Here is an 18,331-nt window from a genome sequence, read left to right on the forward strand (position 1 = left end):
TTTATTTTACTAATCTTAATTTACGTGCAATTTTTGTAAACTTTTCACCTAATAATAATTGGGCTAACCCTAGTCGATAAGAAATCGCGCCATAAATAATGGCACCAACCCCTGCACAAATGATTGCATATAGAAGCGCTAATACTTTCGTAGAAGCCGGAGCAATCGCTGTTAAAATGATATGTGTGATCCATACTGCTAACGCCATGACAATTGTCAAAATAACAATTAACAAAATACGGCGTAAAACTACTGTCGCATTGTAATTTGTCACTTTTTTTATGACAAAAATATTGATCGCGATTGTTGCTCCATAGCCAAGTGCTGTCGCTAAAATCGCACCATCAACCGACATAAGATGAATAAGCGGTGTATTTAGTATCGTCTTCGTAAGCAAGCCGACAAGTAAACTGAAGATGACCCATTTTTGGTAATTGACCCCTTGTAACATGGCGGCTGTTACTGTAAATAATGCAAAGAAGATCGCAATTGGTGCATAGTGGCTTAATACTTGTGTGCCCATTTCGCTGTAGGAATAGAAGAAGTGATATAAATCCTCCGCTAAAATTGAAATTCCGATCGCTGCCGGTACGGTAATAAACAGCAGCACCTGATACGTTTTATCCATCGAACTATGTACTTGCCGTAAATTGCCTTCCGTATAAAATTTCGTGACTGTCGGAATGATGGCCATCGAAAAGCCTGTCGCCAAAACGACTGGAATCATGACAATCTTTTGTGTCAACAAGTTAAGCATTGTAAAGTATGCATCGCTAATTTCTCCTGATATCCCACTGGCAATCATCGCACGGTTGAATGTCAGCAAATCGACAAGCTGGAATAATGAGCCTCCCAACCCGACGAAAACAACAGGAATTGAATACTTAAAAATTTCTTTATACATATCCGAATAAGGAAGTCTCTGTTCTTTCGGTGCGACAACCTGAACTGCTTTAATCTCGGGGCGCAGCCTTTTCCAGAAATAAAACAATGTCAAAAGTCCGCCAAGCGCTCCAATAAATGCGGCAAATACCGAGAAATTAATTGCTGTAATCTCATTACCGTCCATAACTTTGACAACGATGAATGCCCCGCCTAATAAAAAGACGATGCGCACTATTTGCTCGACCAGCTGAGAAACAGATGTCGGCAAATAATGTCCGTATCCTTGCAAGTAGCCACGGACTAAACTCATAAACGGCACAACAATCAGTGCATAACTTACCCACTTGATGACATTCGCAACTTGCTCCACAGTAAATGTCTGTTCTTCACTATCAATCACAATATTTGCTAGCGGTGTTGCAAGCAGATTCATTAAAATAAACGCTACAATTCCTGTAAGCGTCATCAGTAAAGCACCTGTTTTTACTAATCTGCGACCGGCATCGAAATCCCCGAGCGCATTATATTTCGATACGAATTTTGATACTGCAATCGGCAGTCCCGCGATGGCAATACTTAACATAATATTATAGGGGATGTAGGCGTAATTATATAAAGCAATATTATCTTCACCTACAATGGCGTAAAACGGGAAAATATAAACTAACCCTAAAAGCTTTGATAGAAACAATCCAATTGTTAATATGGCTGTTCCTTTCATTAATGAAGACATGAAATAACCTACCGTTCTATATGAAATTCTCTTTTAGTATAACAATTCACTTACAATACGATTTCGTAAGGCAAGTTATTTATTTACATTATTTAACTTCCTTCTTGTGACGGTGTTCTCATTAAAAAGTTCCCGTACAATTCCTTTTACAAGTTTACATGTGAAAGTCCATTTACTCAAATAGTTTCTTCACTTCGTGTATAATAAGTAAGAGAAAAATCCGTTGAACGAAAAAATTATTGCAAAAGAAAGTGAGAAATTATCTATGTATGATGTAATTGTAATAGGAGGCGGTCCATCAGGATTGATGGCAGCAATTGCCGCAGCCGAGCAAAACAAAAAAGTGCTCCTGCTTGAAAAAGGCTCAAAACTAGGAAAGAAACTGGCCATTTCTGGCGGTGGACGCTGTAATGTAACAAATCGACTATCAGCGGAAGAAATCATTAAACATATTCCCGGCAATGGGCGCTTTTTATATAGCCCCTTTACAGTTTATAATAATGAAGATATTATCGCATTTTTTGAAGGACTTGGCGTGGCATTAAAAGAAGAGGATCACGGGCGTATGTTCCCAGTATCCAACCGCGCACAAGATGTCGTTGATGCACTTGTCAATGAAATGAAGCGATTAAAAGTAGAAGTCCGTTTGCACACGGCAGTTAATAAATTGTTGATGGACGATCAAAAAATATATGGTGTACGTTTGGAAAGCGGCGAAGAAATCCGTACAAATGCTGTTGTTGTCGCAGTCGGTGGTAAAGCTGTTCCTCAAACAGGCTCTACTGGTGATGGTTATCCATGGGCAGAACGTGCAGGCCACACGGTTACTACACTTTACCCGACAGAAGTTCCCGTTACATCAAAGGAACCATTTATCCAATCACGTGAGCTGCAAGGGTTGGCATTACGTGATGCCGCTGTTTCCGTTTTAAACAAAAAAGGAAAAGTTCTTGTAACACATCAGATGGATATGCTGTTTACACACTTTGGCTTAAGCGGTCCTGCCATTTTACGCTGCAGTCAGTTTATTGTAAAAGAACAGTTGAAAACAGGGAGCGCGCCAGTACAAGTTCGTATTCAATCATTACCGCAGTACAATGAAGAAACATGCTTCCAAATGTTAAATAAAACAATCAAGGAAGAACCGAAAAAAGCGGTAAAAAACTTATGGAAATCACTCGTTCCAGAACGCTGGCTATTATTTTTAATGGAGCGTGCAGGTATTGACGCACAGTTAACAGGCATAGAATTATCTCAGGAGAAGATTCGCAATTTTGCACGCGAACTTGTCGCGTTTACAATGGACGTTCACGGTACCCAACCAATTGAAAAGGCATTTGTTACAGGAGGCGGGGTTTCGGTAAAAGAAATTGAACCAAAAACAATGGCCTCCAAGAAAAAACAGGGACTTTATTTCTGTGGTGAGATTTTAGATATTCACGGTTATACGGGGGGTTACAATATTACTTCTGCTCTCGTTACAGGACGAATTGCCGGTATGAGTGCGGGGCAACAGTAACGTTTCTGTTTTTAATCGTAAAAATACTAGAACTGCTCATCATTCCCTAGTATCATAAGAGGTATGTACACTCAGGAGGATACGGCACGATGAATAATAATTCTCAAAAAAACCAAACTATGCTTTATTTAGCATCTGATGAGCTCATGCAAACTCATTTAACCTGCACAAAAATAAGCAATCGTAATAAAGATGAATTTACCTTTTCCATTCGTGTTTTTTGCTATGTTGAAAAAAATAACTCCTATGCGAAAAGTGTTCCATTATATTTGATACTTGGCTTAAATAAACAAGGTGTTGGCATGTCTTTGGCTGTCGATTTGGTAAATATACCAAATGTTTGCCCGATGCAATTAAAAAAGATTATTGAGCATTTGCAAAAAAGTCCGGCACTATTGCTAATTGTATGTCAGCAGCTTGATAAAATTGCTTCTTCCTCATCAATTGAAGAGGCGGTGCAAGCAAAACTGGCAAAGCATTTCTTCATTGAAAATGCGCCGAAAGGGATTACAAGCTTTACGACTAACCGTCAGGCAAACGAACTGTACTGGCTCACGCAAAAAAACCAAATGATTTCTGATATGGATTCATTTAAATTAGATGGTGAAGGCGGGCATATTGCATTTACCGTCCAAATTGGCTTTAAACATGATTTTATTATGCAATGCTATGAAGTAGATTGCATGATGCATATGTTCAATGAAGACGAAAAGCTCGGCTATTATTTTGAGCTTTATCTGGATCAGGAAAATTACCATCATCAGCTACTATATGAAACGTTGCCGGATCAGTTCATGGACAACAAAACATTTTTAAATCAGGTTTTGGAAGAAATGAAAAAACGCAACGAAGAACAATATGACGATTATTTGCAAGATTTAATCGAAAAATTTACAGCGAGCATATAGAAAAGAGTCAATCCTCACAATAACAGGATTGACTCTTTTGTTTATACATATAAGTAAATTGCGAAGAACATCGCGACACTGCCACCCATAACAAATAAGTGCCAAATTGCATGGTTGTATGGAATGCGGTCATTTTTATAAAAGTAAGTGCCGACCGTATAGGACAGCCCACCCATTAATAATGTGGCAAAACCGGCGATGCCAATATGTGCGAATAACGGCTTGGCTACAAAAATAATGAGCCAGCCCATCCCGATGTAAACAAACAGCGATAGTAATTTAAAACGGTAAACAAAAAATTGTTTCAGTACAATTCCGATTGTTGCTAAAATCCATTGAACCGCAAAAATTGTCCATCCCAATTTGCCACCAATTGCGACTAATACGATTGGTGTATACGTTCCTGCAATCAATAAAAAAATGGAGCTGTGATCGAGCTTTTTCAGAAATGTTTTATGTTTTGGCCATGAGTGATACATCGTTGAAGCGAAATACAGGCAGAACATTGAAATACCAAAAATAATATAGCTTACGAGCTCTAATGTTGTTCCTTGATGCTGGGCTTTGTTCACTAACAGCAATGTTGCGGGAATCGTCAGCAATGCGGCAATCCCGTGTGTAAGCCCGTTCCAAAATTCTTCTTTTGTACTATATCCACTTTGTTCCATCATGATTTGTGTCATAAAGCCACCTCTTTCATTATTCAATTATAAAAAATTGGGTCTGTTTGTTATAGAAGAACTTGTCATGCTTTCCATATGATATTTATCATGGATTTGCTGGAAATCCAGGAAGGGCCTGTCCATTAAAGCTATACCCCCTTCTTTCATATAAAAAAACCCACCGGGAAAATTTTTTTCCAGTGAGTTATTGGTAGTCTTATGCCTGGATATGGCGAGCGATTTTTTCTGTTAAGCGAGTCGTTACTTTCGGTAATAGTACTTTAATAGCCGGATTCAATACTGCCCCTGAAAGACCTCCAGCAGTTACTTCTACCGTACCTGTCATATATGTACCGCCATCTTTCGGCTCAGCTGTAAATTCGCCGCCGCCTTTAATATTATCCGATAGCCCAGTTATTTCAAATCTGATGTTAGTAGGCTCATTCATTTCGATAATTTTAATTTCGATTTCAACTTTTTTCTTTAAACCTTTAAAGTTTCCTTCGAATGTCCAATGTGATGTTTGGGCATCCAATTCTTTATGTTCTTTGTACGCCGGAACTAATACAGCCCATTTTTCGATTTTACTTACGAAAGCCCATACTTGTTCCTGGCTAACTGGGATTTGTACTGAATGTGATGCTTGTGCCATGTTGTTACACTTCTTTCTTCAATTCATTAAATGTGACCATTTACTATTCTAGTATTACATAGAAACCGATTATGCAACATAGTTATTTTTGTTTTTTCATGCAATGTCTAAATAAAAATGCACGGTGATTTCTTTATGAATACACCGTGCATTTTTTATTTTGTTAATTATTTAACAACGATATTAACTAATTTACCTGGGATGACAATTACTTTCACAACTGTTTTTCCTTCGATAAATTCTTGTACTTTGCTGTCTGCTAAAGCAACTTTTTCTAAATCTTCTTTAGTAATATCTTTTGCAACCGTTACTTTTGCACGTACTTTACCTAAAACTTGTACAACAACTTCGATTTCATCGTCTACTAGTTTCGACTCATCGAATGTTGGCCATGTTGCATACGTAATTGTATCTTTATGTCCTAAAATTGACCAAAGCTCTTCAGCAATATGCGGTGCGATTGGCGATAAAAGTTTCACGAAGCCTTTTGCATATTCTGTTGGAATTACTTCCGCTTTGTAGCAATCATTAATGAATACCATCATTTGTGAAATTGCTGTGTTGAAGCGAATGCCTTCGTAGTCTTCCGTCACTTTTTTCACAGTTTGGTGATACACTTTTTCCAATGTTGTGTCAGCAGAATCCTGAACTTTTGCAGCAAGCTTTCCTTCATCTGTGACGAATAGACGCCAAATACGATCTAGGAAACGACGTGCCCCGTCAAGACCGTTCGTGCTCCATGCTACAGAAGCTTCCAGTGGACCCATGAACATTTCGTATAAACGTAATGTATCAGCACCATGTGAAACGATAATGTCATCAGGGTTTACAACATTGCCTTTAGATTTAGACATTTTTTCATTGCCTTCACCTAGAATCATCCCTTGGTTAAATAACTTTTGGAACGGTTCCTTCGTATGAACAAGTCCTAAATCATAAAGCACTTTATGCCAGAAGCGTGCGTATAGTAAGTGAAGTACCGCGTGCTCTGCACCACCGATATAAATATCGACTGGTAGCCAATGTTTTAATAGTTCCGGATCTGCAAGCGCCTGATCATTTTTCGGATCGATATAGCGCAGGAAGTACCATGATGAACCAGCCCATTGTGGCATTGTATTCGTTTCACGGCGTCCTTTTTTGCCTGTTACTGGATCAACTACATTCACCCATTCTTCAATATTTGCAAGTGGTGATTCACCAGTACCTGAAGGACGGATATTTGTTGTTTTCGGTAATTCCAATGGCAGTTCCTCTACAGGAATCGTAGTCATTGTGCCATCTTCCCAGTGAATTACTGGAATTGGTTCGCCCCAGTAGCGTTGACGGCTGAATAACCAGTCGCGTAAACGGTAAGTAATTTTCTTTTCCCCTACACCATTTTCCACTAACCATTCAATTGCCTTGGCAATACCGTCTGCTTTATTTAATCCGTTTAAAAAGTCCGAGTTAATATGCGCACCGTCACCAGTGAATGCTTCATTCTCAATGTCTCCGCCTTCAAGAACTGGAATGATTTCTAAATTAAACTCTTTTGCAAATTCATAGTCACGCTCATCATGTGCAGGAACAGCCATAATTGCACCAGTTCCGTATGTTGCCAATACATAATCCGCAATCCAGATCGGCACTTGTTTGCCGTTGATCGGGTTCACTGCATAAGCACCTGTGAATACCCCTGTTTTTTCTTTTGCTAAGTCTGTACGTTCTAAATCAGATTTTAATGATACTTTTTCCAAGTATGCCTCTACCGCTTCTTTTTGCTCTGCAGTAGTAATGTCAGCTACTAATTTATGCTCTGGTGCTAATACACAGTATGTCGCGCCAAATAATGTATCCGGACGTGTTGTAAATACTTCGAAGTTTTTGTCTGTGCCAGCAACAGTGAATTTCACTTGTGCGCCTTCAGAACGGCCGATCCAGTTACGTTGCATTTCCTTAATTGATTCAGGCCAGTCAACATCAACTAAATCATCGACTAAACGGTCTGCATATTTTGTAATACGCAGTACCCATTGTCGCATCGGACGACGTACTACCGGGTGACCGCCACGCTCAGAAACTCCGTCGATTACTTCCTCGTTAGCAAGAACCGTACCTAATGCTTCACACCAGTTTACTGCCACTTCATCTACATACGCTAAATCCATTTCCACTAACTTAGTGAAAATCCATTGCGTCCATTTATAATAAGACGGATCAGTTGTGTTAATTTCACGATCCCAGTCATAAGAGAAGCCTAGCTCGTTAATTTGACGTTTGAATGTCGCGATGTTTTTAGCCGTAAATTCAGCTGGGTCATTCCCTGTATCAAGTGCATATTGCTCTGCAGGTAAACCGAATGCATCCCAACCCATTGGATGAAGAACATTGTAGCCTTGCATACGTTTAAAACGAGACAAAATATCTGTCGCTGTATAACCTTCAGGGTGTCCTACGTGCAGACCCGCACCTGATGGATAAGGGAACATATCCAATGCATAAAATTTTGGCTTATCCATTTCATTTTCAGTTTTGAATGTTTTATTGACATCCCAAAACGTTTGCCACTTTTTCTCAATTTGCTGATGATTAAAACTCACAATAATTCCTCCTTTAAATATATTCTTGCTGTGGTTTATGTATTTTAGGCGTATCATCAATGATTTAACAGAATATTTAAAAAATAAAAAAATCCCGCCCCATCTTATGATAAGAAGGGACGAGAGGTATTTTTACTCCCGCGGTACCACCCAAATTAGTGACGCAGCACTCAGCTTCATTTCTTAACGCGAATACACGGCCATTAGCTACTATTATTTCACTAAAGCAAACTCCGAGGCGAGTTCAACTTGACACTTACCGGCTTCCACCTGCCGCCAGCTCTCTATAAAGTGTGTCCATTTACTATTCCTCATCACAGTCAATATTATTATTTCATTCATTTTAACGAATTCAACACAAAAGCACAAGTAACTGTTTTATGTTTGTTCTTTTCCTAGCGTACGATCAAAGACCAGACATGGAATAATGGCAATGATAATTAGTATCGATAATATAAGCATTAATATTTGCATGCCATATAAATCTACCATTAACCCGCCAAACACAGGCCCAATCATCCGCCCAATTGTCGATGCACTATTGACGAGCCCTTGATAAAAACCTTCTTGTCCATGTGGTGCAAGTTTATTGGCAATCATCGGAATGACCGGTGTGAAGAACACTTCCCCAAATGTCAAAATGACCATCGCTGCAGCAAACATCTTAAAGTCCTGGGCAAAATAAACGACGATATAAGATAGCGACATCAATATCAGCCCAAGTACCAGCTGATGCTTTATTTTGTTTTCCCAACGTGTGACAAGCGGACGGATAATCGGCTGAACAGCAACGATCATGAAGCCGTTGATTGTCCATAGTAAACTGTACTCGGACAGGCTCATTCCTAACCCTTGTGTATAAGAAGAAATGGTCGCGCTCCATTGGGAGTAGCTTAACCAGCAGACGATTAAAGATATACTTAATATACTAAGCGCCACAATCGGTCCTCTGTTTCTTCTTTTTGTCTCATTACCTGAGAACGGTTTTGTTGTCAGTCCCTTCATATCAAAACGCTTATATGTTGTGATGACAAGCACAAAAAATACAGCATAGAAAAATAGATTCGCACTAAATACATAGTCAAACTTAATATCGGCAACAATGCCAGCCAATGCCGGGCCGATTGCGACCCCTACGTTGTTTGCCAAAAAGATCGAGTTAAAAGCACGTCGCCCCCCTTCTGGCCAGGCACTCCCTGCAATCGCATAAATCGCCGGGTACACAATCCCTCCACTAAAGCCCATCATCGTTAAAAATATGATGTATTGTGGCCAATCATGCCAAATCGTTAATAGTGTGATTGACAATAAATTAAACACAACACCAATTAAAATTGCTTTATAGCCACCTAATTTATCAAATAAGTAACCGCCTACTAGATTGCCGAAAACACCTGCCAATGAATTTAACATAAGGACAATTCCAGCGGTAGTTAAGGATTTCCCTAAATGATCATGAATATAAATGCTATTTAAAGGCCATAAAAACGAATTTCCGACCGTATTTACGAATGTACCAATAATTAATAACCATACTTGTTTCGGCACTCACTTTCCTCCTTCAATATTTGCTCAATTTACTAGTTTATTCTTTAACAGGAAATTGTACAAGAAAAAGATTTCTATTAGGACACGATGTTCTGTCCATGTTAGAATAATACGTTAGAGGAGTGAACAAGGAATGACAGAAACAAATTTTCCTTTCCCGTCAGATGGGAAACGTTATTATACATGGAATCGCTATTTACGAAATGAATTCGGAAAGAAAGTATACAAAGTCGCTTTGGATGCAGGGTTTGATTGCCCAAACCGTGATGGGACGGTCGCTTTTGGCGGTTGTACATTTTGTTCAGCAGCTGGTTCAGGTGACTTTGCGGGCAGTAAAGTCGATCCGATTCCCGTACAGTTCGAAAAAATCAAAGCAAAAATGGAGAACAAATGGAAAGACGGCTTAACAATGGCCTACTTCCAAGCGTATACAAATACCCACGCTCCACTTGAAGTATTAAAGGAAAAGTTCGAAGCAGCGCTTGCCTGTGAGGGAGTAATGGGCCTTTCAATCGCAACGCGTCCAGATTGCCTGCCGGACGATGTTGTGGAATATTTGGCAGAGTTAAATGAACGCACGTATTTATGGGTAGAGCTGGGACTTCAAACGGTTCATGAAAAAACGGCCAATTTAATTAACCGTGCACATGATTATGCGACATATGTGGAAGGGGTTAATAAATTGCGCAAGCATGGCATTCGTGTCGTGACACATATTATTAACGGATTGCCTCTAGAAGATTACGATATGATGATGGAAACGGCCCGTGAAGTGGCAAAGCTTGATGTCCAAGGTATCAAAATCCATCTGCTGCACCTTTTAAAAGGAACGCCGCTCGTGAAGCAATACGAAAAAGGCATGCTGGAATTTATGGAAAAGGATGCTTATATTCAGCTTGTAGCAGATCAGCTTGAAATTATTCCACCTGAAATGATCGTCCACCGAATTACAGGTGATGGTCCAATCGATTTAATGATCGGCCCAATGTGGTCTGTCAACAAATGGGAAGTTTTGAATGGAATTGATGCAGAGCTGGAACGTAGAGGTTCTTATCAAGGGAAGTTTTATAAGGCGGAAGTGTCCAAATGAAATTAGAACGTGTTCTTCAATATGCCCAAACATTATTGGAAATGTCGGTTTCCGAGGGTGATATTGCGGTCGATGCAACAGCTGGAAATGGACATGATACTCTTTTTTTAGCAAATCTCGTTGGGGATGACGGCTATGTATATGCTTTTGATGTGCAAAAAGAAGCGGTTGATGCGACATTGCACCGTCTGCTCGACAATGCACTCGAGCATCGGGCTATTGTTTTAAAAGACGGACATGAAAATGTAGCAAACTATATTCATAAACCCGTATCAGCAGCAATTTTCAATCTTGGCTATTTGCCCGGCAGCAATCATGAAATTGTGACAAAGCCGAATACTACGATCCAAGCGATCGAAAGTTTGTTAAAGCTGTTAAAAGTCGGAGGAATGATCGTTTTAGTCGTCTATCACGGTCACGAAGGCGGAAAAAACGAGCGCGATGAAGTGATCCGCTATGTAAGTGATTTACCGCAAAAACATGTACATGTTCTGCGTTATGAATTTATGAATCAGAAAAATGATCCCCCATTTATCATTGCATTAGAAAAAGTAAAAGAATTTCCGATAGAGGGCTAAGTTTTCTTAGCTCTTTTTCATATTCTTAATGAGGTGAAATGATGCGTTTATGGCATACCGAGTTAATTCCCTTTATTCCGAAAAGTCAGCTGCTTGCCCAGTGGCGCGAGTTGAACAGCATTTTCGTGAAAGAAGACAAACATGTATTAATCAATTATATTTATGAATACCCAAAAGAGGATTTATATATTTATACGCAAATTGTTCTGAAGGAAATGCGCGCCAGAAACATTACAATTCGTACGATTGATAAGATGGATCGTTATTTTGCCGATTTTCGTTTGTCTGAAAATGAATACTATCCGCCATACAGCCGCCACCATAATGATGAGTATTTAACGATTTGCTACTATAATTTATATGAAAAATATATTCGCGGACAAAAAGATTTTACTACGGAACAATTTGAGGCACTACATCAGTATTATTCCATAAAAAAGGAGCAGCTTTTTAACTAGCTGCTCCTTTTAATCTATTAATCTTTCTTATATGTCTCCCAGAAATCAGCATTTTTAATTCCGAGTTTTTTCGGATCAAATACTGGGTCTTTTCCTTCTTTTTTCTGTTGCTCATAATCCTTCAACGCAATGAGGGCAGGCTTCATAATGAATAATAGCATAATTACGTTAATCCAAACCGTTAATCCTAAACCAACGTCACCGAATGCCCAAGCTAAATCGGATGTTTTAACTGTTCCGTAAAATGCCGAAGCCAATAATACGAATTTCATTAACAATATCCCGATTCGTCTTGCCTTACCATTAAACATATACGAAACATTCGTTTCAGCAATATAGTAATATGCCATTAAAGTTGTAAAGGCAAAGAAGAACAATGCAATCGCTACAAACCCCGAACCAAAGTTATTTAAAGATGGGAACGCATCGTTTACCGCTGCTTGCGTAAAGCCTGAATACGTTATTGTCTCATCCATTTTTGCTTCGATCAGCGCTCCATCTTGGCTACCCTCATGGACATTGTATGTACCCATGAATAAAATCATCAGTGCTGTTGCAGAACATACTAGTAATGTATCAATATAAATTGATGCTGCCTGCACTAAACCTTGTTTTGCCGGATGTGATACTTCTGCAGCAGCCGCTGGATGTGCACCAGTACCCTGCCCTGCTTCGTTTGAATAGATAGCACGTTTTACACCCCAGAAAATAGCGCTACCAATCATCCCGCCAAATACCGCATCTGCCGCAAACGCACTGCGGAAAATTAATGCTAACACTTCAGGCACAGCTGTAATATTCATAATAATAATAATACCGGCTACTAACAAATACGCTAATGCCATGAACGGAACTAAAATTTGTGCTGTGTTTGCAATACGTTTAACCCCACCAAAAATAATGACCGCTAATAAAAGAATCGTAATTAGACCAGTAATCCATGGATCAATACCGAATGCGTTATCAACCGCACCTGCAATGGCATTTGCCTGAACACCTGGCATTAAAAACGCAACAGATGCAATCATGGCAACCGCAAAAATAATTCCTAATGCGCGAATTCCCGTTGTTTTTTCAATGTAGAATGCCGGGCCTCCTCGATACTGCCCATCTTTTTTCTCTTTGTAAATCTGCGCCAATGTGGACTCCATGTACGCTGTTGATGCCCCAATAAAGGCTGTAACCCACATCCAGAACACCGCTCCCGGACCCCCAAAAGCAATTGCTGAAGCCGTCCCTACAATATTCCCCGTACCGACACGACCCGACAACGCAATCGACATTGCCTGGAAGGAAGATACTCCGGCATCGGACTTTTCCCCTGTGAACATTAGCGTGAACATGTCTTTAATAAGCCTGACTTGCGCAAACTTTGTAAGGATAGAGAAAAACAAACCAACGATTAAAATACCATAAATCATGACAGGACCCCATAAAATATTGTTGGCCCATCCTACAAAATCATTCAAGAAATCCATACTATACCCCCTTTGTTGAAATAATGTATTAATTTGAAATTTAGTATATTACAAATATTCGAAAATTTCGATATATTTTTTTAAAGAAAATAAAAATAAACCTAACAAAGTATGATTTTGTTAGGCTTATCACTATTCAATAATATATCCCAAGTCTCTTAAAACATTATTAATATAATCTATCGTAAATTTAAAAACATCTTCCCTTTCCACTTCAAAATAAAGGCTGTGGAGGCAACCTTTCCATTGCTTATAGTGAAACTCGGAAAGCGTATGCTCTGTTATCCATTTCTTTGATGTACTAATGTCTGTAACTTTATCATTTTCACCTGTCATTAATAATACCGGGATATCCGGAAACTTCAATTCAGGGTTACGCATTGTCCGCGACATTTGCTGCCAGTCGCGATACCATTTTACCGTCACCATACTCGTCAACGGTAATTGTTCTTTTAGCTCCATTAACACATCGGTGTTCCGTGTAAGATGGTGAGGTTCCAACTCATGTTTCAGCTTAACATTCGATGTAATGGCGCTGAAGCTTGATAAAGCATTCGACAATTTTCCCGGTGCCAGCTTTAAATTAAACCAGGGGGATGCTAAAACAACACCCGCACATTCTATTTTATTGTTCTGGAGTACATACGTAGCTATTGCAGCCCCTAGCCCATTTCCTACGATAAAAAGCGGTACGTTATATTCCAGTGCCACTTTCAATAATACTTTTGTGTACTTATAATATTCTTTAAAATCCTCATCATGATACGTTGTATACTTTCCTTGCTCTCCATGTCCCGGTAAATCCCCCATTACAACATGAAAGTGTGAACTGCGGAATTTTTCGATTAACCATGCGTACCACCGATGATGTTCATATGCGCTATGAAGAATAACGACTACGGCTTTTGGTTGTTGCTCTGTTTCCCATTTCCACATGGCCAATACTCCTTACATATAAAATATTTTTATGACATAAACACGTGATCCTTAAAATCAGGAATGAGTTTGCCGAGTATCAAAAAATTACGATATTGCACCTTCTTTAACATCGGCAACATTATATTACTATTTATTTGTATAATTATAATACATTCCGTTCTAAAAGAAATGTTAATTGAAAAATCTTCACGTTTTGTTACGATATCTATAGATTTATCTACAATTTTATAGAAGAAATGAGGAAATGCACATGATTTACCCTTATAAGGATAAAATACCAACGATTCACCCTTCTGCATTCATTGCAGACTATGCCACAATTACCGGTGATGTAACAATCGGTGCCGAAACTTCAATTTGGTTTAACACGGTAATTCGTGGCGATGTAAACAAAACTATAATTGGTGACCGTGTCAGTATCCAGGATTTGAGCTGCCTTCATCAAAGTCCCGCTGCCCCTCTCATTATTGAAGACGAAGTAACAGTAGGTCATCAAGTTACATTACATAGCTGTACAATTAAAAAACGCGCTTTAGTTGGTATGGGTTCCATCATACTGGATGGGGCCGTTATAGGCGAGGGAGCATTTATTGGTGCCGGCAGTCTTGTACCACCCGGAAAAGTGATTCCTCCCAATTGTTTAGCGATGGGACGCCCAGCAAAAGTCGTACGTGAAGTGACAGCAGAAGATCGCGCAGATATGGATCGGATAATTTCTGAATATGTGGCAAAAGGGCAATACTATAAATCACTTCAAAAATAATTTAACAGTCATACCCCTCTTTGAATCTTATAAATCTATACCTTATTAAAAGGAATCTTATATGAGATCATAAAAAAGGAGCTATCCATTAAACTGGATGCTCCTTTTTATTATATTAAATTCCTGCTTTTGCTTTCAATTCAGCCGCTTTATCCGTACTTTCCCATGGCACATTTAAATCTGTGCGACCGAAATGTCCGTATGCTGCTGTTTGCTTATAAATCGGACGACGTAAATCAAGCATTTTAATAATGCCCGCAGGACGTAAATCAAAGAGCTCACGTACCCAGTTCACGATTTTTGATTCTTCTACTTTTCCTGTACCGAATGTATCAACCGCGATTGATACAGGTTGTGCAACACCGATTGCATACGCCAGTTGCACTTCAGCACGGTCAGCTAGGCCAGCTGCTACAATGTTTTTAGCAACATAACGTGCTGCATATGCTGCAGAGCGGTCAACTTTTGTCGCATCCTTACCGGAGAATGCTCCGCCACCATGACGCGCATAGCCGCCGTAAGTATCAACAATAATTTTACGACCTGTAAGACCTGCATCCCCTTTAGGTCCGCCGATTACGAAACGACCTGTTGGGTTGATGAAGTATTTTGTTGCTTCATCCAATAATTGAGCAGGAACAACCGGTTTAATAACGTGCTCTTTAATATCTGTTTGAATTTGTTCTAATGTTGCTTCTTCATCATGCTGTGTTGAAATAACGATTGTATCCACACGAACAGGTTCATTGTTTTCATCATATTCGATTGTTACTTGTGTTTTACCATCCGGACGTAAATATTCCAATTCTCCTGATTTACGTACTTCTGTTAAACGACGTGCTAATTTATGAGCTAAAGAAATTGGCATCGGCATTAATTCCGGTGTTTCGTTACATGCATAGCCGAACATTAATCCTTGGTCGCCAGCACCGATTGCTTCCAGTTCATCATCTGTCATTGAACCTTCACGCGCTTCCAATGCTTGGTCAACACCTTGTGCAATGTCAGGTGATTGCTCTCCTACTGCTACTAGTACCGCAAGGTTTTCCGCATCAAAGCCGTACTTACCGCGTGTGTAGCCGATTTCTGCCACTGTATCGCGGATAATTCCTTTCATATCTACATAAGTAGAAGTTGTAATCTCACCAGATACTAATACTAAGCCTGTTGTTACCGTAGTTTCACAAGCTACACGTGCATTTGGATCTGCAGCTAAAATAGCGTCTAAAATGGCATCCGAAATTTGGTCACAAATTTTATCCGGATGTCCTTCCGTTACACTTTCTGATGTAAACAGTCGACGATTTGTCATGTCATTTCCTCCTAAATCACTTTGGCAATTGTTTTTTATTGATACGGTACTCATTACCCATGTCCGTTATATAAAGCAATTACGCAAATGCGTATCTACCTTTTAACGTCAAGCTATATTTGCTTTAACACGAGGGTCTGAAAGGCTGTAACTATATAATTTTCGCTCAGCACGAAATTGTAAAACAAAATAAAAAAAATCCTTTCTCTCATAGCCGTGTTCATCACACGTGAGGAAAGGATATTACGTTTCGTTACCTTTCACTCTTATCGTTCAAGGGAATTTTTGCCCTTGCATCAGGTTGGCACCAACACGTATAAAATATACGCAGGTTGCCGGGTTTCATAGGGCCTGCCCCTCCACCAGCTCGGGATAAGAGTATCCGTTCAATTAAACATCTTACGCAAAAAAACAAGTGCTGTCAACAAATTTTGACGTATTTCGCAATGTTTAAAATTCCGGAAAAAATAATTTGCAATTAGTATAGATTATTTCACTTAATGTGTTATACTATTTTTGAATTAGGAATCAACTCCCCTCTATAAGGGAATACTATAAAAAAGGATGGTATTTAATAGATGAATTCGGTAGAAATTGCTAACGAGCTGAAAGAACTTTTAAACGGGGAAAACATCAAAACTCAATTATCTGTTCCACAATTAGTTGAAAAAGCTACATCACGCGGAGAAGCCGTGCTGACTGTTGAAGGCGCATTACGTGCCCAAACAGGAAAATACACTGGCCGTTCTCCAAAAGATAAATATATAGTAAAAGAAGAAATTTGCAACAATAAAATCGATTGGGGCAAAGTTAACCGTCCGATTTCTGCAGAGGTATTTGATAAACTTTATGTGAAAGTTGTTAATTACTTAAAAGAACGTGACGAGTTATATGTATTCAACGGTTTTGCAGGTGCAGACAAAGAGTCTCAATTATCTATTAAAGTAATTAATGAATATGCATGGCATAATCTATTCTGTCATCAATTGTTCATCCGCCCAACAGCAGACGAATTGGCTAAACATGTTGCCGAGTTTACAATCGTATCTGCGCCAAACTTCAAAGCAGATCCTGAAGTAGACGGTACAGGATCGGAAACATTCATTATAACATCTATTGAAAAGAAAATCATCTTAATCGGCGGAACTGAGTACGCAGGTGAAATGAAGAAGTCAATCTTCGGTATTATGAACTACTTATTGCCTGAACAAGGTATCTTCCCAATGCATTGCTCTGCAAATGTTGGTGAAGGTGGCGATGTTGCATTATTCTTCGGTCTATCTGGTACGGGAAAAACAACATTATCTGCTGATAAAGATCGTAAATTAATCGGTGACGATGAGCACGGTTGGTCTGATAACGGCGTATTCAACATTGAAGGTGGATGCTATGCAAAAACAATCAACCTATCTGCTGAAAATGAGCCGGAAATTTATAATGCAATTCGCTTTGGTTCAGTACTGGAAAACGTTGCGGTAGACCCTGAAACACGCGAATGCGACTATGCTGACGGTTCATTAACAGAAAATACACGTGTCGCTTACCCAATCGACTATATTGACAATATTGTGTTACCATCAGTAGCAGGTCATCCAAATACAATCGTCTTCTTAACAGCCGATGCATTTGGTGTATTACCTCCTATTTCTAAATTGACAAAAGAGCAGGCAATGTATCACTTCCTAAGTGGTTTCACATCAAAACTTGCCGGCACAGAACGTGGTGTAACAGAGCCAGAACCAGTATTCTCTACATGCTTCGGTTCTCCATTCCTACCGCTTGCTGCAACAGTTTATGCAGAGCAATTAGGTAAGAAAATTGATGAGCACGGTTCACAAGTTTTCCTAGTAAACACTGGTTGGACTGGTGGCGAATATGGTGTAGGCAGCCGTATGAAGCTTTCTTATACACGTGCAATGGTTCGTGCTGCAATCGATGGTAAATTAAATAACGTTGAGACAACTCAAGATGCAGTATTTGGATTAAACATTCCAGTAGCCGTAGAAGGTGTACCATCTAGCGTATTAAATCCTCGTGATGCATGGGCAGATAAAGCTGCATATGATAAAAAAGCTGCTGAACTTGCTGATCTGTTCAAAAATAACTTCACGAAATTCGAGAATGTTGATGAAGCAATCGTTCAAAAAGGCGGCCCATTAGTATAATTTACTAATGACCAACGTTTATACAAACAAAAACAAACAGCATTTTCCTCTATGGGGAA

Annotated in this window: 15 protein-coding genes, 1 riboswitch and 1 other annotated feature; of the genes, 7 read left to right on the top strand and 8 right to left on the bottom strand. The window is 39.3% G+C overall.

What is annotated here, in order from left to right:
* Position 1: 1 nt before the first annotated feature.
* Positions 2 to 1,618, bottom strand: coding sequence for a putative polysaccharide biosynthesis protein (locus tag CBM15_RS17390; protein ID WP_087618451.1), 1,617 nt, complete (start codon positions 1,616 to 1,618; stop codon positions 2 to 4).
* 265 nt (positions 1,619 to 1,883) lie between these two features.
* Between CBM15_RS17390 and CBM15_RS17395 the strand changes: the two genes are divergently transcribed.
* Together CBM15_RS17395 and CBM15_RS17400 are read left to right on the top strand one after the other, a co-directional pair.
* A complete protein-coding gene (locus CBM15_RS17395) occupies positions 1,884 to 3,137 on the top strand; it encodes a BaiN/RdsA family NAD(P)/FAD-dependent oxidoreductase (protein WP_193433811.1) in 1,254 nt (417 codons plus the stop codon).
* A gap of 89 nt (positions 3,138 to 3,226) precedes the next feature.
* Positions 3,227 to 4,045, top strand: coding sequence for a cysteine methyltransferase (locus CBM15_RS17400; protein WP_087618453.1), 819 nt, complete (start codon positions 3,227 to 3,229; stop codon positions 4,043 to 4,045).
* A 41-nt stretch (positions 4,046 to 4,086) separates the two neighbouring features.
* On the opposite strand, the gene trhA is transcribed toward CBM15_RS17400, so the two are convergent.
* The 4 genes from trhA to CBM15_RS17420 all read right to left on the bottom strand — a co-directional run bounded on the left by trhA (position 4,087) and on the right by CBM15_RS17420 (position 9,489).
* A complete protein-coding gene (trhA, locus tag CBM15_RS17405) occupies positions 4,087 to 4,728 on the bottom strand; it encodes a PAQR family membrane homeostasis protein TrhA (RefSeq protein WP_014823074.1) in 642 nt (213 codons plus the stop codon).
* 196 nt (positions 4,729 to 4,924) lie between these two features.
* A complete protein-coding gene (locus tag CBM15_RS17410; RefSeq protein WP_087618454.1) occupies positions 4,925 to 5,359 on the bottom strand; it encodes an SRPBCC family protein in 435 nt (144 codons plus the stop codon).
* A 167-nt stretch (positions 5,360 to 5,526) separates the two neighbouring features.
* Complete coding sequence (gene leuS, locus CBM15_RS17415; RefSeq protein ID WP_087618455.1) at positions 5,527 to 7,941, bottom strand: leucine--tRNA ligase; 2,415 nt, start codon at positions 7,939 to 7,941, stop codon at positions 5,527 to 5,529.
* Positions 7,942 to 8,053: 112 nt separating this feature from the next.
* Positions 8,054 to 8,268, bottom strand: a binding site (T-box leader).
* A gap of 51 nt (positions 8,269 to 8,319) precedes the next feature.
* A complete protein-coding gene (locus CBM15_RS17420) occupies positions 8,320 to 9,489 on the bottom strand; it encodes an MDR family MFS transporter (RefSeq protein ID WP_087618456.1) in 1,170 nt (389 codons plus the stop codon).
* Between the two features lie 133 nt (positions 9,490 to 9,622).
* Between CBM15_RS17420 and mnmL the strand changes: the two genes are divergently transcribed.
* Genes mnmL through CBM15_RS17435 form a run of 3 tightly spaced genes read left to right on the top strand, consistent with a single transcriptional unit; the run spans position 9,623 to position 11,615 of the window.
* The gene (gene mnmL, locus CBM15_RS17425; RefSeq protein ID WP_008408169.1) at positions 9,623 to 10,579 is read left to right on the top strand and encodes a tRNA modification radical SAM protein MnmL/YtqA; all 957 of its coding nucleotides are present in this window, start codon (positions 9,623 to 9,625) and stop codon (positions 10,577 to 10,579) included.
* Entirely contained in the window at positions 10,576 to 11,157 is a 582-nt protein-coding gene (mnmM, locus tag CBM15_RS17430) for a tRNA 5-(aminomethyl)-2-thiouridylate-methyltransferase MnmM (protein ID WP_087618457.1), read from the top strand. Before mnmL ends, mnmM begins: the two co-directional genes overlap by 4 nt.
* 41 nt (positions 11,158 to 11,198) lie before the next feature.
* Positions 11,199 to 11,615, top strand: a complete 417-nt coding sequence (locus CBM15_RS17435) for a pyrimidine dimer DNA glycosylase/endonuclease V (RefSeq protein ID WP_087618458.1) — start codon at positions 11,199 to 11,201, stop codon at positions 11,613 to 11,615.
* Positions 11,616 to 11,632: 17 nt separating this feature from the next.
* Here CBM15_RS17435 and CBM15_RS17440 read toward each other — a convergent pair whose 3' ends face one another.
* The gene (locus tag CBM15_RS17440) at positions 11,633 to 13,093 is read right to left on the bottom strand and encodes an alanine/glycine:cation symporter family protein (protein ID WP_087618459.1); all 1,461 of its coding nucleotides are present in this window, start codon (positions 13,091 to 13,093) and stop codon (positions 11,633 to 11,635) included.
* Between the two features lie 132 nt (positions 13,094 to 13,225).
* Positions 13,226 to 14,029 (bottom strand): alpha/beta hydrolase, encoded by an 804-nt coding sequence (locus tag CBM15_RS17445; protein WP_087618460.1) that lies wholly within the window; start codon positions 14,027 to 14,029, stop codon positions 13,226 to 13,228.
* 253 nt (positions 14,030 to 14,282) lie between these two features.
* On the opposite strand from CBM15_RS17445, the gene CBM15_RS17455 reads away from it, so the two are divergent.
* A complete protein-coding gene (locus CBM15_RS17455; RefSeq protein WP_014823067.1) occupies positions 14,283 to 14,795 on the top strand; it encodes a gamma carbonic anhydrase in 513 nt (170 codons plus the stop codon).
* Between the two features lie 115 nt (positions 14,796 to 14,910).
* Here CBM15_RS17455 and metK read toward each other — a convergent pair whose 3' ends face one another.
* A complete protein-coding gene (metK, locus tag CBM15_RS17460; RefSeq protein WP_008408155.1) occupies positions 14,911 to 16,107 on the bottom strand; it encodes a methionine adenosyltransferase in 1,197 nt (398 codons plus the stop codon).
* A 263-nt stretch (positions 16,108 to 16,370) separates the two neighbouring features.
* Positions 16,371 to 16,486, bottom strand: a riboswitch (SAM riboswitch).
* A 199-nt stretch (positions 16,487 to 16,685) separates the two neighbouring features.
* On the opposite strand from metK, the gene pckA reads away from it, so the two are divergent.
* Positions 16,686 to 18,272, top strand: a complete 1,587-nt coding sequence (gene pckA, locus CBM15_RS17465) for a phosphoenolpyruvate carboxykinase (ATP) (protein WP_008408153.1) — start codon at positions 16,686 to 16,688, stop codon at positions 18,270 to 18,272.
* Positions 18,273 to 18,331 lie beyond the last annotated feature (59 nt).

This window comes from Solibacillus kalamii (genome assembly GCF_002174535.1).
Taxonomy (GTDB): Bacteria; Bacillota; Bacilli; order Bacillales_A; family Planococcaceae; genus Solibacillus; species Solibacillus silvestris.

What these genes read in the sequence shown, in the direction of transcription:
- CBM15_RS17390 (WP_087618451.1), bottom strand. Translation starts at nt 1,618, where the DNA reads ATGTCTTCATTAATGAAAGGAACAGCCATATTAACAATTGGATTGTTT.
- CBM15_RS17395 (WP_193433811.1), top strand. Translation starts at nt 1,884, where the DNA reads ATGTATGATGTAATTGTAATAGGAGGCGGTCCATCAGGATTGATGGCA.
- CBM15_RS17400 (WP_087618453.1), top strand. Translation starts at nt 3,227, where the DNA reads ATGAATAATAATTCTCAAAAAAACCAAACTATGCTTTATTTAGCATCT.
- trhA (WP_014823074.1), bottom strand. Translation starts at nt 4,728, where the DNA reads ATGACACAAATCATGATGGAACAAAGTGGATATAGTACAAAAGAAGAA.
- CBM15_RS17410 (WP_087618454.1), bottom strand. Translation starts at nt 5,359, where the DNA reads ATGGCACAAGCATCACATTCAGTACAAATCCCAGTTAGCCAGGAACAA.
- mnmL (WP_008408169.1), top strand. Translation starts at nt 9,623, where the DNA reads ATGACAGAAACAAATTTTCCTTTCCCGTCAGATGGGAAACGTTATTAT.
- mnmM (WP_087618457.1), top strand. Translation starts at nt 10,576, where the DNA reads ATGAAATTAGAACGTGTTCTTCAATATGCCCAAACATTATTGGAAATG.
- CBM15_RS17435 (WP_087618458.1), top strand. Translation starts at nt 11,199, where the DNA reads ATGCGTTTATGGCATACCGAGTTAATTCCCTTTATTCCGAAAAGTCAG.
- CBM15_RS17440 (WP_087618459.1), bottom strand. Translation starts at nt 13,093, where the DNA reads ATGGATTTCTTGAATGATTTTGTAGGATGGGCCAACAATATTTTATGG.
- CBM15_RS17445 (WP_087618460.1), bottom strand. Translation starts at nt 14,029, where the DNA reads ATGTGGAAATGGGAAACAGAGCAACAACCAAAAGCCGTAGTCGTTATT.
- CBM15_RS17455 (WP_014823067.1), top strand. Translation starts at nt 14,283, where the DNA reads ATGATTTACCCTTATAAGGATAAAATACCAACGATTCACCCTTCTGCA.
- metK (WP_008408155.1), bottom strand. Translation starts at nt 16,107, where the DNA reads ATGACAAATCGTCGACTGTTTACATCAGAAAGTGTAACGGAAGGACAT.
- pckA (WP_008408153.1), top strand. Translation starts at nt 16,686, where the DNA reads ATGAATTCGGTAGAAATTGCTAACGAGCTGAAAGAACTTTTAAACGGG.